The organism is Agarivorans sp. MS3-6 (assembly GCF_054112545.1).
This window is the reverse complement of the sequence record NZ_CM134202.1, coordinates 376,580-391,473: the sequence shown is the minus strand read 5'-3', so window position 1 is coordinate 391,473 and position 14,894 is coordinate 376,580. Positions and strand designations below refer to the sequence as shown.

General features: G+C 43.4%; 13 protein-coding genes. 7 read left to right on the top strand and 6 right to left on the bottom strand.

The features are described 5' to 3' along the window. Window positions 1-195: 195 nt before the first annotated feature. Together ACVFI8_RS01835 and ACVFI8_RS01830 are read right to left on the bottom strand one after the other, a co-directional pair. The gene (locus ACVFI8_RS01835) at window positions 196-1,497 is read right to left on the bottom strand and encodes an inosine/guanosine kinase (RefSeq protein WP_248715151.1); all 1,302 of its coding nucleotides are present in this window, start codon (window positions 1,495-1,497) and stop codon (window positions 196-198) included. Between the two features lie 276 nt (window positions 1,498-1,773). Beyond that, a complete protein-coding gene (locus ACVFI8_RS01830; protein WP_457872864.1) occupies window positions 1,774-2,457 on the bottom strand; it encodes a tRNA (adenine(22)-N(1))-methyltransferase in 684 nt (227 codons plus the stop codon). A gap of 288 nt (window positions 2,458-2,745) precedes the next feature. Between ACVFI8_RS01830 and ACVFI8_RS01825 the strand changes: the two genes are divergently transcribed. From ACVFI8_RS01825 to ACVFI8_RS01805, 5 genes are all read left to right on the top strand, one after another. Further along, window positions 2,746-3,795: a porin gene (locus ACVFI8_RS01825; RefSeq protein ID WP_248715153.1), complete on the top strand. Its 1,050-nt coding sequence runs from the start codon at window positions 2,746-2,748 to the stop codon at window positions 3,793-3,795. 111 nt (window positions 3,796-3,906) lie between these two features. Continuing rightward, window positions 3,907-4,179, top strand: a complete 273-nt coding sequence (locus tag ACVFI8_RS01820) for a hypothetical protein (RefSeq protein ID WP_248715154.1) — start codon at window positions 3,907-3,909, stop codon at window positions 4,177-4,179. A 447-nt stretch (window positions 4,180-4,626) separates the two neighbouring features. Next, entirely contained in the window at window positions 4,627-4,878 is a 252-nt protein-coding gene (locus ACVFI8_RS01815; protein WP_040306877.1) for a DUF4212 domain-containing protein, read from the top strand. Further along, window positions 4,879-6,615: a sodium:solute symporter family protein gene (locus tag ACVFI8_RS01810; RefSeq protein WP_248715155.1), complete on the top strand. Its 1,737-nt coding sequence runs from the start codon at window positions 4,879-4,881 to the stop codon at window positions 6,613-6,615. It begins immediately after the preceding gene. A 160-nt stretch (window positions 6,616-6,775) separates the two neighbouring features. After that, window positions 6,776-7,216, top strand: a complete 441-nt coding sequence (locus ACVFI8_RS01805; protein WP_457872863.1) for a hypothetical protein — start codon at window positions 6,776-6,778, stop codon at window positions 7,214-7,216. A gap of 491 nt (window positions 7,217-7,707) precedes the next feature. Here ACVFI8_RS01805 and ACVFI8_RS01800 read toward each other — a convergent pair whose 3' ends face one another. After that, on the bottom strand, window positions 7,708-8,115 hold the full coding sequence (locus ACVFI8_RS01800) for a SufE family protein (protein ID WP_248715157.1): 408 nt from the start codon (window positions 8,113-8,115) through the stop codon (window positions 7,708-7,710). After that, window positions 8,108-9,322 carry an aminotransferase class V-fold PLP-dependent enzyme gene (locus ACVFI8_RS01795; protein ID WP_457872862.1) on the bottom strand — a complete coding sequence of 405 codons (1,215 nt, stop codon included), beginning with the start codon at window positions 9,320-9,322 and terminating at the stop codon, window positions 8,108-8,110. The genes ACVFI8_RS01800 and ACVFI8_RS01795 overlap by 8 nt, the downstream gene beginning before the upstream one ends. A 105-nt stretch (window positions 9,323-9,427) precedes the next feature. On the opposite strand from ACVFI8_RS01795, the gene ACVFI8_RS01790 reads away from it, so the two are divergent. Together ACVFI8_RS01790 and nhaD are read left to right on the top strand one after the other, a co-directional pair. Further along, window positions 9,428-10,588 carry a diguanylate cyclase domain-containing protein gene (locus ACVFI8_RS01790; RefSeq protein WP_457872861.1) on the top strand — a complete coding sequence of 387 codons (1,161 nt, stop codon included), beginning with the start codon at window positions 9,428-9,430 and terminating at the stop codon, window positions 10,586-10,588. Between the two features lie 55 nt (window positions 10,589-10,643). Further along, on the top strand, window positions 10,644-12,059 hold the full coding sequence (nhaD, locus tag ACVFI8_RS01785) for a sodium:proton antiporter NhaD (RefSeq protein WP_248715160.1): 1,416 nt from the start codon (window positions 10,644-10,646) through the stop codon (window positions 12,057-12,059). Between the two features lie 56 nt (window positions 12,060-12,115). Here nhaD and ACVFI8_RS01780 read toward each other — a convergent pair whose 3' ends face one another. After that, on the bottom strand, window positions 12,116-13,615 hold the full coding sequence (locus ACVFI8_RS01780) for a SpoVR family protein (RefSeq protein WP_248715161.1): 1,500 nt from the start codon (window positions 13,613-13,615) through the stop codon (window positions 12,116-12,118). A gap of 7 nt (window positions 13,616-13,622) precedes the next feature. After that, window positions 13,623-14,894, bottom strand: a complete 1,272-nt coding sequence (locus ACVFI8_RS01775; protein WP_248715162.1) for a YeaH/YhbH family protein — start codon at window positions 14,892-14,894, stop codon at window positions 13,623-13,625.

Genomic DNA, 14,894 nt, shown 5'->3' with positions numbered 1-14,894 from the left:
CAAGTAAATTGCCCTTCACTGTTAATGATAGTGTAGTTTATAAAGAGTGTGAGGGTTGTGTCGTGGTGTTTTGACTCATATGGATCAAGAAGTGCTGTTCACTGGGTTATTGGCGGAACCGCAGCGGCACTGCTGGTAGCCCCCACAAGGTCATTGCGGGGCCAAACGTTATCATAAACGGCACTTGGGGGCTGACTATCTCTCCCAGTATGCCTCTTCTAAACTCTCTTCCCGCTCAGGCAGGCCGCGAGATAAACGTGGGCTGTGCTGAGCCAGAACTTCATAGCTTACGCGGTTTGCATATTTACATATTTGCGCAAAAGAGGAGTAGCTTAAGGCTTCAAATTGGTGCTTACTAGATTGTTCTACATTACAACGATGAAAGACATTAGCTGCCATATCATGCAGTAATGCTGAAAGTGCACCATCACCCGCACCATTGGTATTGGTGATTTTTTCTGGTCCCCCCATAAACGGTGCTATATGAGAGTAAACCTTAATGGCTTGTTGGCAACTTTTTTTCAGCATGGGGCGAGAGAATTCGTATTGGTTGAATTCAGGAATAGCGCCTGGTAACAGGGTGTGACTAGTGCTTCGTTTGAATTCGTCTTCAGTATAACCAGCAGTAAATAAGCCTCTAGAACCGGCGGTACATAGTACCAAATCACACCACTCTAAGGCTGTCTCACAAGCTAATAATACGTCACTGTGGCCGGTTAGTGCTTCGGCCTCTTCTTCATTCATCGCCAATACCGTTACGTGCTCGGCGACAAACTGTTGCCACCATTTAGGGTCGTCTTCAATTAAGAAACGAGTTCCTAAGGTCAAAACAACCGGCACATTAGCCTGATGAGCATAGTCGATAGCCCGCATTGCAGCTTCTGTAATAGGATCGTTTCCTGCTCGCATTAAGTAAGCGGTGAGTGCCAAAGCGGCGCCACTTTTGATCAGCGTTTCATCGATATAATCTGACGAAAGTTTATCCATATGACCTTTGGATATGGCAAAGGTCCGTTCGCCACACTCGGTGATTAAGGTAAAGCAACGCCCAATCGGTCCATCTACCGACTGAAGGTGGTTTAAATCAACGCGTGATGAGGTATTACAGAGATAACGATAAGCATAATCTCCTACGGTGATGTTTTGACTCATTACGCCAAACATCACTGAGCGTCCATCAGCGAGGGTAGAGTAGTTATGCAAAGTATTACCAATAGTACCGCCGGCAAACTCGGCACTAATAAGTTGGTTATCGTGTAGTTCTTGATAAAGGCACTGAGCAGCGGCATCATCAATCAGTAGAGAATTTCCTTTTACCAAGCTGTGGCGTTGAATAAATGCTTCATCAACATGGGCTTCTATATCCACTAACGTTTGGTCAATCCCGGTTATGTGAGTAAGCTTAGGTCGCAAAATCGGATTTAATTCGTTGGTGAGTGGATCGCGAGATTCAACCGGAAAATAGTGTTTTGACTTACGTTGGCCAGGAAATTTCATACAAAGGTCGCTTGTTATATTAAGACTTATTTAGCAGTGTAGTTGCCTCACTGCGCAAAGGCGGCGATTCTACCATAGCCAACGCAAAATGTTGCTTATTGTTTCCGCAATAGATTTAACCTCCAACTTTCCACTAAATACCTATGAATTGCTCGTTGAGCTTAGCGTTTGTTGCTCGCGCTTTCCTTTTAGGCGCAATCGCCTTGTTTAATTTCAGCGTTTATCCGCAGTGGTGTTGCGTTGGATAAATAGCTTCACAATCAAGGGTAAAAAACGTTATCTAGTGAGTAGTGCTTGGTATGCAGCCAAGGCTGGGTGAGCCTGGTTCAGCTTAAGTTTTTGGTAGTGTTGTATTGTTTTCGCTAAATAGTCTTGATGGTCAAGCTCGTCTAATTGCCACATTTCTTGGCCTACTAAACTGATAGGCTTAGCTTGGCCTGTTGTGAGATGCAGCACTTCATAGTAGCGGCGGTTTTCGCAAATCAGCTGTTCGCTAATGAGATTGATATTGTGTTTTATCAGAAACTGCCTCAGTTCAAATTGATGATGGACAGGGCAAAGGATTAACTCAAAATGTTGTTGGTTTTGACTTAATAAGGAGGCTAGCAGTTGAATACATAGCTCTCCGCCCACACCCGCAATAATAACCAGTTGTTTCCCCTTGTTACCGAGAATGAGCTCTGCCGTGTCTGCGCAATGTACTTGCCATTGGCTGATATCAGGATTGTGTTGAAACGGCAGGTATCGCTTAAGTTTTATCTCTAAATCTTGAGTAATGTTAGGGACGCAATCAACAAAATGTACAGTGTCTGCTGCGCGGCGTTGAACGAGCTGAGCGCCCAATAAGCCATGGTCACAACAACAGTCCCAGATATCAGCATAGGCTTCAGAAATAAGCCTATCAATAGTGGTTAAACGTCGACCTAGCTTCAATGTAACCCCCTCATTAAAGTCATGCATAGTAGTTAATTTACACCTATTGGCAAGAAATTATGCCAGCAAATTTAGCGCTAAATAAAGTAATGCCGAGAATGTGCCCTAGCAAATCCTGTTATATGTGTTTTTTATGACAGCCTTGACTAAAGCGCCCGAGAAAAGCCGAAAACTGAGATTTTGTTCTGTTGGTGACCAATTTGTTCATTTATTAGTTTGTTACTACGCTGAACTTGGGCTGGATCAACTGTTAGCACTATTTTCCATCCTATTTATGAAGAGTTGATAACACAAAACTCAAACCAAGGAGTAAGCATGAATAAGGTAATTGCAGGGGTCGTACTGAGTGCATTAGCTGGCAGTGTGTCAGCGGTAACCATTTATGAAAATGGTAAAACTAATGTAAGCATTGGCGGATATATAGGCGTAGAAGGCTTTTATCAAAGCGGCTACGGAGAGGGTGAAAATAAAGACGGGTCTTTTGAGATGCAAGATAGAGCATCTAGGATCAGGTTTGCTTTTGAGCATGAAATGCTCCAAGACTGGATTGCAGGCGCCCAGTTAGAGTGGGGGTTTAACCCCGTAGAAAAAGCAGACCCATTATTTACTAATCGTCTCGGTAACATCTACTTTAGTAATGACCGCTTTGGCTCCATTCGAGTCGGTAAGCAATGGTCTGCATATTATGATATTGCCGTATGGACCGACCAGTTTTGGAAGTTCGGTGGTGACGCATCCGGAACTTATGATGGCAGGAACGGTGGGGACGAATCAGGTATGGGCCGGGCTGACGATGCGGTGACCTACCGTAATTCCTTTGGCGGTTTTAACCTCGCGGCCCAATACCAACTGGAAAATAAATCTACAGCGCGAGATTATGGCTATCAAATTAGCGGTACCTATGACTTCGACTTCGGTCTGTCATTGGGAGCGGCTTACGCGGCAAATGGTTACGACAGTGCTAAGACCGGTTATGTTGGTGCCGCTGATCAAGATAAGGCCACTTCGTGGCTAGCGGGTGTGGTTTATGAATCTGATATGTTCTACCTAGCAGGTACTTACGGTGAATATGAGAACCTGAGTAAAATGTTTAGCACCTTGGCTGATAAGGCTAATGGGCTTGAATTGATTGGTGTCTATAAGATCGACGGTGGCCTATACCATGTTTACGGTGGCTACAATGGTCTAGAAGACAAAACCGACAATAGCCAAGGAGAGTTAAGTTACGCTTTGGCCGGCGTAGGTTGGAAGCCTGGTCAGGTACTGATTGCTTTAGAGTATAAATTTGGTTTAGAGAAAAAAGATGCTTTAGGTGTTGATAGCAAGCAAGACGAAATGTCCTTGCAAGCACGATACTTCTTTTAAATACGTTGATTGGGCGCTAGTTCTGTTCAGAGCTAGCGCTGCACTATTCCTTGTTGCGCTCTTCACTAGCAAACCTGTTACAATCCACTTTTTGTTGAAAATGAGATAACAATGAAGTGGCTTACAGCATCCTTTTTAGTGGTTATAGCCTTAGTTAATTTTGGCCCTAGGTTAAATGCTATATTTTTTTCCCAGCCTGATACAACGGTGCTATTTAACAGTGGATGTTTCTTACAGGGTGAATTAAGAATTGATCCGGTAAACCTCTCATATTTCATTGTGTTAAATAGCGGCGAAGAGCTGTCATTTGCCGATGATAGTTACGCCGAAATATCCACTGAAGAAAACACCATTGATACCACAGGGTTAGCGTCTTGCATTTAGCCCGCTGCGAGCTAAATGCTTTTTTAGTTGCTTTAGGCTTACAAAACGCCGCGCACACTAGCCAGAATCAATCAGTATGTAGGCTATGAAGCATACCCATTACAAGCCTGAACACTCAGGCTTGTAAATTAGCCCCCCTCATTGAAGCGCATTTTCAATGCACAATATTAATCCAAGCACATTTCCTTGGTAAATTATCCTTTTTTTACTGCCTAGATCCCAATTTTTGGCCATATAACTTGGGCTTAGACTAAAGATTAATACCTGTTCTGTTAATCGTTTGTTAAGTTTTAATTCGATAAGCTTGAATTAGATTTATACCTGTATCTCTTTGTGCAGAAGCAGGTAAAAAGCTAATGCTATGTTAGTCAATTAACAATTACGCAACATTTATTCAAACACCATACAATCAGCAAGGTCACTCACTGGCTTGCTCGGAGAAATATCATGGAAGAACAGACTACATATTGGCAAGAAAACTTGCGTCTAATATTTACCTGTCTCGTCATATGGTTCGTGGTTTCATTTGGTTTTGGCCTGTTATTGGTAGAGCCATTGAATGAAATCCGTTTAGGGGGTTACAAATTAGGCTTTTGGTTCGCCCAGCAAGGCTCAATTTACACCTTTGTAGCTTTAATTTTTTGGTATACCGCCAAAATGAATAAGCTTGATAAAAAATACCATGTTGAGGAGTCTTAAATGGATGAGTTAAAACTCTATACTTATATCGCCGTATTTGGGTCATTCGGTCTCTACTTCGCCATTGCGTGGTGGGCTAGAGCCTCATCAACCAGTGACTTCTATGTCGCTGGTGGTGGCGTTACACCGATTCAAAATGGTATGGCGATTGGTGCTGACTGGATGAGTGCGGCTTCGTTCATTTCTATGGCAGGTTTAATTGCCTTCCTTGGTTATGGTGGCTCTGTGTTCTTGATGGGGTGGACTGGCGGTTATGTATTACTCGCTATGTTACTCGCGCCCTATATGCGTAAACATGGCAAGTTTACCGTACCAGAATTTATTTCTGATCGGTATTACTCAAAAACCGCGCGTATCGTTGCTGTAGTTTGTTTAATTATTGCTTCTTTGACCTACATTATTGGCCAAATGAAAGGTGTAGGTGTTGCATTTTCTCGCTTCTTAGAAGTGGATTATGACAACGGTTTATACATCGGTATGGGTGTAGTTTGGGTCTATGCGGTATTGGGTGGAATGAAGGGTATTACTTACACCCAAATTGCGCAATATTGTGTACTGATTTTTGCTTACACTATTCCTGCTGTGTTCATCTCACTACAACTTACTGGTAATCCTATCCCACAAATTGGCTTAGGGAGTACTTTAGCTGACGGCAGTGGCGTTTATCTGCTGGATAAGCTTGATATGGTGGTGACGGATTTAGGCTTTAAGGAATACACCACCGATAACTTAGGTGGCTCCTTGAACATGTTTGCCTATACCATGTCGTTGATGATTGGTACGGCTGGCTTACCTCACGTAATCATGCGCTTCTTCACGGTACCTACTGTGCAAGCGGCTCGTTCATCAGCGGGTTACGCTTTAGTATTTATTGCTTTACTGTATACAGTAGCTCCAGCGGTAGGTGCAATGGCACGCTTCAACTTGATGAACACTATTGTTCCATCTGCCGGTGACAACCTTGTTTATGATGAGCGTCCTCAGTGGTTTAAAGATTGGGAAAAAACCGGCCTGCTTAAGTTTGAAGACAAGAATGGCGACGGCAAAATTCAATATGTTGCTGATAAAGACGCGAATGAAATGGTCAAAGTTGACCGAGACATTATGGTATTGGCAAACCCTGCTATCGCAAACTTACCTAACTGGGTTATTGCACTGGTAGCCGCGGGTGGTTTAGCTGCAGCACTGTCTACCGCAGCAGGCTTATTGTTAGCTATTTCGTCCTCGATATCGCATGACTTGATGAAAGGGGTACTAACGCCTAACCTCTCGGATAAAAATGAGTTATTGGCGGGACGAATCGTAATGACTATTGCTATTCTGGTCTCTGGCTATCTTGGTTTAAATCCGCCTGGCTTTGCTGCAGGTACCGTAGCCTTGGCATTTGGTTTGGCTGCCTCGTCTATTTTCCCAGCGTTAATGATGGGGATCTTTGCTAAGAAAATGAGTGGCACCGCGGCTGTAGCCGGCATGTGTTCGGGTATTGGTGTAACAATGCTGTATGTATTCCAGCATAAGGGCATCATGTTCATCCCTGGAACGTCATTCTTAGGTGACATGGGTCCAAACTGGTTCCTAGGTATTTCGCCAAACGCCTTTGGTGTGGTGGGTGCATTAGTTAACTTCGGTGTTGCTTTCGCAGTATGCCAAGTCACTGGGCCAGCGCCACAGCATATTCAAGATATGGTTGATAACTTCCGCGTACCACATGGTGCGGGTGCAGCACACGACCACTAGATTTGAGTATTGATTAAATAACGCAATGTAAAGGCTCCAAAAATGGAGCCTTTTTTTGTCAAAAATTGGTTATTTTTGTTATTATTCAATGAAATATAAGTTTTGTGGACGCTATAAATAGTAAGTTGAATATTTCGTTTTTATACAGGAAGTAGATTGGATGAATAAACATACTAAATTGGCGCTATTGGTTATGCCATTTTTAGCTGTAGGCGGATACATCGCATCCGATGTGTATATGGAACATGACGCGAGTAAAGATCGCATTTTTCAATTAAGCACCTATGGGCATTGTGACATTATCAACCAAAAATGCATTTTGGAGTCGGGCGACTTTCAACTCAATATTACCGATGAGGCTGGAATCACTCAGCTTAATTCGACCTTTCCGCTCGATAGTGCCACCTTGTTTTTAGTGAACAGCTCGAACCAAGCGACCAGTTATCCACTCGGTATGCTTGATAGCCCTTATTATTGGCAAAGTGCTACCGAGTTACGCAGCTTGATCCCTAACCAGGGCGATAGTTATAAATTGCGTGTTATTGCTAATATTAAAGGCGGTAAGTACATCAGTGAGTTTTATAGCCAAACGGTGCGTTAATTGATTTTTATTACCATTACTTGTGACTGTTAGCAGGGTTTGGTATTCAGTGTCGTTTGGCGTTACGCGCTAACATTTACTTGTTAAACGTTGGGGCTCGGCGGGTGTTTTTAAGTGAATTAGCTGGCTGGATCATTAAATATTTAATTTATTGTGATTAAATGTCCCTGATCAAATACACTTATGCTTAGTGAATGTATTTCAACCTTGTTGGTAAAGGATTAAGTTGTGAGTGTGAATCAAAAATGCCCATCATGTGGTGGCCATAAACCAGCGTTAATGGCCTGTGTAGATTGTGGCTTTAAATATACTGTAGTTAGCCGACCTCCGGCAGCGACCAAACCTGTTTCGTCAGCCCCGGTTGAATCCTCAATTCCAAGAAGTGAATACCGAGCTGTCATGGAAGAGAGAGGTGCCAATAAACCAAAAGTCGTTATCAAAACCAAGAAACGTCGCGTCTACACTCTCCCTACTGAAGAATAACTAAGCGTTTAGTCTTCGTAAGACTTTATGCTGTCCCATATTGCAGTAATGCCGTTGTTTCTTGATTGGCTGAGGTGATGCGCTAAACCAAGCTTATCGAGGGTTTGTCTGAATAATTCCTCAGCCGGTTCTATTTGCTGCGGGAGAGCTTGCAGGCAGGCTAAAATCACCACGATTAAACCTCTAATAATTCTGGCATTACTATCGAGAAATAGTTGGTCTTTTGAAACGAGCAGCCACACCTCACTTTCACAGCCGATAACTTTATTATCAGGAGTTTTAAACTGCTCATCGATGGCTTGGAGTTGCTTGGCGAGCAGTAATAATTGACGATAGCTTTCTTCCCAAGCTTTACAGTTGCTAAAGCGTTGTTCGATTTGTGCTAGTGATAAAGCAATTTGCGGCGTGTTATTCATCAAATAGCTCCACTAAACTGTCAATGGAACTGAGCATTAAATCAATATCTTCAACAGAATTATATATGCCTAGAGATAATCGAATGCTCCCTTGTGGAGCCAACCTTGCGTTTAGTGGCATGGCACAATGGTGACCACAGCGCAGCGCAATATTATATTGGTCGAATAGAGTGGCTGCATCTTGAGGGTGGATATTTGTTAGATTAAATGCAATCGAGCCTACTCGCATCATTGGCTTGCCAACGAGTTCAACACTCGGGTGCTGGCTAAGTTGTTGAAGCGTGTAATTTAGTAGGCTGCGTTCATGCTGTAAACGCTCCTTGATCGGAAATTGCGCCAAAAAATCAACGGCAGCAGCTAAGCCGATTGCGCCAACAATATTGGGGGTTCCTGCCTCTAGTCTGTAAGGTAGGCTATTCCAGCTGCTTTCTTGCATACTCACATGATTAATCATTTCGCCACCAAAAATACTAGGCGCTAAACACTCTAGCGCTTCAGTAGTGCCGTAGAGTGCTCCTATTCCTGTGGGGGCATAGAGTTTGTGGCCGGAGAAAAAATAGTAGTCGCAGCCTAATCGCTTAACATCGACATCTAAATGCGCTACTGCTTGAGCGCCGTCAACCACCACTTTAGCCCCGTATTGATGGGCTAAGCGGCAAATTTCGGGTACCGGTAACATGGCGCCAATACTGTTAGAGACATGCGCGATTGCAATAATTTTGCATCGTTCATTTATATTCTCACGCAAGAAATCTAAGTTAATATCGCCGTTTTCAAGCACGGGTATCGGTTTAATAATCGCTTTGCATCTCAAGGCTAACTGTTGCCATGGCACCAAGTTAGAGTGGTGCTCTAACTCACTCACCCATATCTCATCGCCGGCCTGTATTGTATTGCTTAAACCACTGGCGATGATGTTGCTAGCCTGAGTCGACCCGCTAGTCAAAATAACATTGCTAGCTTTTGCGCCAATAAATTCTGCAATCGTTTTTCTAGCTAATTCAAAAGCATTTGTCGACTGCCTAGCAAAGCGGTGACTTGCTCTATGTACATTAGCGTGGCCTTGGCTGTAGTATTGTTGAATACTCGATAACACCGCCTCTGGCACTTGTGTTGATGCTGCACTATCTAGATAAACGACATCTTGATTATTTCCGTTTAAGGACGGGAAAAATTGGCGGTAAGTATTATGCTTAACTGAAGTCACGAGTATTCTTATATAGCAAATAAATGGATATTGTAGCGGTAGGGACTAATCAGCACTAGCCCTATCTGTGTTCTCTTCGATTTAACAACTGGAGTTAAGGGTGGGATGCAACAGCAAGATGAATTAAATAGTTGGAAAATTATTTATAAGGGCTTTTCCCCTGGGAACCAAGAACAGCATTTCTGTGCAAGACTATGGCAGCAACAAAGTGCTCGTTTATTATGGGTGCAAACCATTTATTGTTGTTTTGGTCTGATTTTCTTTGTTCAATTGGGTGTCGCAGAGATCTGGTGGCAAGCGCTAAATTGGCAAGCTATCGCGTGTCTGGGGCTTTGGTTATTTACTCAAGCAATGATGACTTGGTTTGGCCTGCAAATAGAATCGGCTAAGGCCGGGAGGCTTTTTTTAAACAGCATCTTAACTCAGCATTTTGTTATGGTTGCTCTACTGATGGTGTTACTGCCTCAATGGTATGATGTGGTCATGTCTTCATGGTTTGTTTACAGTTTGCCTGTATTACTTTGTGTTATCTATCTCCCCATTTTTAGCGTCATTTTTTGGTTATTAATAAGCGCTACAACGGCTTGTTATTTGGCCTATGGTTCTTCAGACCATCAGCAATTTATGGCTGTACTCTCCAGCAACCTAAGCTATGTCGCTTTATTGTTAGTTGCTCAGTCATTATTGCATTTGGTTTGGCGCCATGCTTACGCACAACACTTAGTTGCTGACCAGCAGAACCAATCCACGCTGCACAACACTCCTTCTGGCGAGCAAGCCATGTATGTCGATAGCTTGACGGGTTTTGCTAATTACGCTCGTTTTAAGCAATTTTCTGAAACAGAAATTGAACGTAGCTCTCGTTATCAAAATGCCTATTCCATTGTTTTGATTAACGTCAATCATTTTTCTAATTATCATGATAAATTGGGCGACGATGACGCGGATAAGTTACTGACTAGTCTCGCTAATTTTTTGCAATCTCAGATACGAAAAATCGATCTCTTAGCACGAACTCAGGCTGACCAATTTGTGATCGGTTTACCTGAATCTGGCCTTTACCAAGCGCTGGATACCGCTGAGCGAATCAAAGAGACCTTAGATAACGAGTTTTGGCTTACATTTCCAGAAGACTTAGATTTAGGTTCAAGGCTTGGTGTTGCTTGTGTTGATAATACTGTGACCGACATAGAGCAACTATTAGCCAAAGCAGAGAATGCAATGAATAATCATCGCAGTGCTATTGCCTTAAGTTACGGCCGTTAGCGCTGCACAATACAAGTTTAACAACCATTGCATTCGCCTAAAGGAGTGGGATTTGATGCGTATATTGTTGTCTTTTCTATTAGTCTTTTTTTCTTCCGCTTGTTTTGCCTCTGAAGGTGGGAGCCTCGTTGATACATGGGTTGGAACGAGTGCTTTAGTTATTTTTGCTTTCGCCTATTTGTTGGTGATGAGTGAAGAAGTTATCCATTTACGCAAATCTAAACCGGTATTGGTCGGGGCGGGCCTAATCTGGTTCCTAATCGCCATTTATTATCGCGGCTCGGGCCAAGAAGAGTTAGTGACGGACGCGTTTCGTCATAACTTACTTGAGTTCTCAGAGTTAATGTTGTTTTTATTGGTAGCGATGACTTATATCAACGCCATGGAAGAGCGACGACTGTTTGACGCTTTGCGTGCTTGGTTAGTGAGTAAGAATCTTAGTTACCGGCGACTATTCTGGTTAACTGGCTGCCTTGCTTTCGTTATTTCCCCGGTGGCTGATAATTTGACAACGGCGTTACTGATGTGTGCAGTGGTCACTAAAGTGGCCCATGGAAATAGCCGTTTCATTAACTTGGCTTGTATTAATATTGTGGTTGGTGCTAACGCTGGTGGCGCATTTAGTCCGTTTGGCGATATCACCACCTTAATGGTTTGGCAGAAAGGCTTGGTCCACTTCGGGCAGTTTTTTGATCTATTGTTACCTTCGTTTGTTAATTTTATTGTACCTGCCTTCATTATGTCATTTTTTGTGTCGAATGATTTGGTTACCGCAGAAAATGAAACCGTAGAACTGAAACGGGGCGCTAGGCGAATTGTGGGTCTGTTTCTCATTACCATTGCCACTGCAGTGCTAGGTCACAGTTTATATCATATGCCGCCCGTATTAGGCATGATGATGGGCTTAGGTTACCTGCAATTTTTTGGTTTCTTCTTGCGTAAAACCTTGGCGACTAGCCTCCACAAAAAAGCGATTGATGCCATCGAGCATCGAAATGATGCGCGCTTAAAAGCTTTGGGCAGTGTTGTCCCTTTTGACATCTTCAACCGGGTCGCTCGCGCCGAATGGGACACCTTACTGTTTTTCTACGGCGTGGTGATGTGTGTTGGCGGTTTAGGCTTTATTGGATATTTAGAGCTTGCTTCCAATTTGATGTATTTGAATTGGGATCCTACTTACGCCAATGTCGCGGTGGGCGTACTCAGTGCGATTGTTGATAACATCCCTGTTATGTTCGCGGTGCTTACCATGGAACCGAGTATGTCTTTGGGGCAGTGGTTATTGGTTACCTTAACCGCAGGTGTCGGGGGAAGTATGTTGTCTATTGGTTCGGCTGCGGGTGTCGCGTTGATGGGGCAGGCAAGAGGGCACTATACTTTTATCAGCCACTTACGTTGGGCGCCTGTGATTGCCTTAGGTTATGTGGCTTCAATTTTTTGCCACCTGATGGTGAATGCCTCATTGTTTTAGTTAGCCCTAAATAAAAAAACCACCTAAGGGTGGTTTTTTTATGCAAATTGTAACTATTAGTCGACGACTGGGCAGCGGCTAATTGTTTGTGCTAGCCCGTTGTCGTCTACTTGTTCAAGAATAACGTCAAACCCCCATAAACGATGTAAATGTTTGATTACTTGGTCTTTGGTTTTACCTAAGGGGATCCCTTGATGAGGAACATAACGAAGGGTTAAAGAACGGTCACCCCGCAGGTCAACATTATAAACTTGAATGTTGGGCTCGATATTACTGAGATTGTATTGTGAGCTGAGTGCTTCTCTTATTTTTTGATAGCCCGAATCGTCATGAATTGCGTTTACTTTTAGGTAGGGTTTGCTTTCATTATCGTCAAGTGTAAATAGCTTTAAATCTCGGATTACTTTAGGGGATAAGTATTGGCTGATAAAGCTTTCATCTTTGAAATTTGCCATGGCAAAGTGCAGAGTTTCCAACCAATCACTCCCCGCAATATCGGGAAACCATTGGCGATCTTCATCAGTGGGCGTTTCGCAAATCCGTCGTATATCGGTCATCATTGCATAGCCTAGTGCATAGGGATTGATGCCATTGAAGTACGGGCTGTTATAGGCGGGTTGCATTACCACACTAGTATGGCTGTGAAGGATTTCAAGTATGAAACGTTCACTCACTTGGCCATGATCAAACAGATGGTTAGTGATGGTGTAATGCCAAAATGTGGCCCAGCCCTCGTTCATCACTTGGGTTTGTTTTTGCGGGTAAAAGTATTGGCTGATTTTTCTAACTATACGTACCACTTCGCGTTGCCATGTTTCTAATAACGGCGCATGTTTTTCAATAAAGTAGAGAATGTTTTCCTCTGGAGCGGGTGGAAACCGCTGGCGTTGCTGTACGTCATGACTCTCTTTGGTTGGTATGGTTTTCCAAAGTTCGTTTATCTGGCTCTGTAAATACTCCGCTCGAGCGTCTTGGCGAGACTTTTCTTCTTCCATCGATATTGGGCTAGGGCGCTTATAACGGTCCACACCATAGTTCATCAGTGCATGACAAGAGTCGAGTAAATCCTCTACCGCTTGCACCCCATGGCGTGCTTCACACTTGCTGATGTAGTTTTTAGCAAATACCAAATAATCAATAATTGAGCTTGCGTCTGTCCAGGTTTTAAACAAATAGTTATTTTTAAAGAAGCTATTGTGGCCAAAGCATGCATGGGCGATGACTAGAGCCTGCATTGGCATGGTGTTCTCTTCCATTAAGTAGGCAATGCAAGGGTCTGAATTAATAACAATCTCATAGGCTAAACCCATTTGCCCGCGTTTATAGGTTTGTTCTGTCTGGATAAACTTTTTGCCATAAGACCAATGGTGGTAACCAATAGGCATACCTACGCTTGAGTAGGCGTCCATCATCTGCTCGGCGGTGATGACCTCAATTTGGTTTGGATAAGTATCAAGTTTATAGTGCTCTGCCACCTTAGCGATTTCTTGATGGTAGAGCTCTAGCATCTCAAAGGTCCAATCTGGTCCATCGGGCAACATCTTGGTTTTGCTCATGTGGGCCTCACTGCGTGGTTTTTTTAAAAAGGTCTCTAAAGGTCGGGAGTATTTCATCGGCATTTTTCACATGACGAATAGAGAAGTTGCTAAATATCTCACTCAGCTGTTCGTATTCGTGCCATAAGCTTTGGTGGGCGCGGCTGGTGATTTCAATATAGGTATAATAACGACTAGACGGAAGTAAACTGTTTTCCAGTAAATCGCGACACTTGGGTGAATCATCTGCCCAATTATCACCATCAGAAGCTTGGGCGGCGTAAATGTTCCACTGTTGTTGGGGGTAGCGCTCTTGGATGATTTTTTCCATTAGGTTTAGTGCGCTAGATACGATGGTGCCCCCGGTTTCTTGGGAATAGAAGAACTCATGTTCGTTTACTTCTTTGGCTTGGGTGTGGTGGCGAATAAATACCACTTCGATCTTTTCATAACTGCGGGTTAAGAATAAATACAGTAGCAGATAGAAACGTTTGGCGATGTCTTTGGTCGCTTGGTCCATTGATCCTGAAACATCCATAAGGCAAAACATCACCGCTTGGCTACTTGGTATGGGGTGTTTAGCGAAGTTATTGAACTTTAGATCAAACGTGTCGATGAACGGAATATTGGCTAAGCGTTGTTTTAGTTGTTCGATATCTGCTTTTAATTGCTCAATGTGGGATTGAGGTATCAGTGGATCACTTTGTTTCTCTGCAAGCTCTTGCTCTAAGCGCTTAAGTTGTCTTCTTTTGTCTCCTCCCATGGCGATGCGTCGTGCGAGAGAGTTTTGTAAAGAACGCACTATATTGATATTGGCTGGCACACCTTCATTGGTAAAGCCTGCTCTAGAGGTTTGGTATTCAACAATGCTTTCAACATCAGTTTCTTGAAGGTTTGGCAGCTCTAAATCGTCAAATAAAATATCAAGATATTCATCTTTGGAGATGTTGAACTGAAACTCTTCAGTGCCTTCTCCTTGGTCGCTGGCTTCGCCATCACCCGACCCTCCACCTCCTTCGCCTTGTGGTGGTCGCTCAATTTTATCACCGGTACCAAATTGATCGTTGCCAGGAAGCGTGCGTTGGCGGTGTCCTCCTTCGCCTTGATGAAAAAAGGGTTCAGTGATGTCTTTATGCGGAATGCTAATGCTTTCGCTATTTTCTAAGTCTTGAATACTCCGTTGGTTAACCGCATCGTTAACGGCCCGCTTGATTTGGCTTTTATAGCGGCGTATAAAGCGCTGGCGATTTACCGCGCTTTTATTTTTACCATTCAAACGTCGATCGATAAAATGTGCCAT

What these genes read in the sequence shown, in the direction of transcription:
- ACVFI8_RS01835 (WP_248715151.1), bottom strand. Translation starts at nt 1,497, where the DNA reads ATGAAATTTCCTGGCCAACGTAAGTCAAAACACTATTTTCCGGTTGAA.
- ACVFI8_RS01830 (WP_457872864.1), bottom strand. Translation starts at nt 2,457, where the DNA reads ATGCATGACTTTAATGAGGGGGTTACATTGAAGCTAGGTCGACGTTTA.
- ACVFI8_RS01825 (WP_248715153.1), top strand. Translation starts at nt 2,746, where the DNA reads ATGAATAAGGTAATTGCAGGGGTCGTACTGAGTGCATTAGCTGGCAGT.
- ACVFI8_RS01820 (WP_248715154.1), top strand. Translation starts at nt 3,907, where the DNA reads ATGAAGTGGCTTACAGCATCCTTTTTAGTGGTTATAGCCTTAGTTAAT.
- ACVFI8_RS01815 (WP_040306877.1), top strand. Translation starts at nt 4,627, where the DNA reads ATGGAAGAACAGACTACATATTGGCAAGAAAACTTGCGTCTAATATTT.
- ACVFI8_RS01810 (WP_248715155.1), top strand. Translation starts at nt 4,879, where the DNA reads ATGGATGAGTTAAAACTCTATACTTATATCGCCGTATTTGGGTCATTC.
- ACVFI8_RS01805 (WP_457872863.1), top strand. Translation starts at nt 6,776, where the DNA reads ATGAATAAACATACTAAATTGGCGCTATTGGTTATGCCATTTTTAGCT.
- ACVFI8_RS01800 (WP_248715157.1), bottom strand. Translation starts at nt 8,115, where the DNA reads ATGAATAACACGCCGCAAATTGCTTTATCACTAGCACAAATCGAACAA.
- ACVFI8_RS01790 (WP_457872861.1), top strand. Translation starts at nt 9,428, where the DNA reads ATGCAACAGCAAGATGAATTAAATAGTTGGAAAATTATTTATAAGGGC.
- nhaD (WP_248715160.1), top strand. Translation starts at nt 10,644, where the DNA reads ATGCGTATATTGTTGTCTTTTCTATTAGTCTTTTTTTCTTCCGCTTGT.
- ACVFI8_RS01780 (WP_248715161.1), bottom strand. Translation starts at nt 13,615, where the DNA reads ATGAGCAAAACCAAGATGTTGCCCGATGGACCAGATTGGACCTTTGAG.
- ACVFI8_RS01775 (WP_248715162.1), bottom strand. Translation starts at nt 14,894, where the DNA reads ATGGCACATTTTATCGATCGACGTTTGAATGGTAAAAATAAAAGCGCG.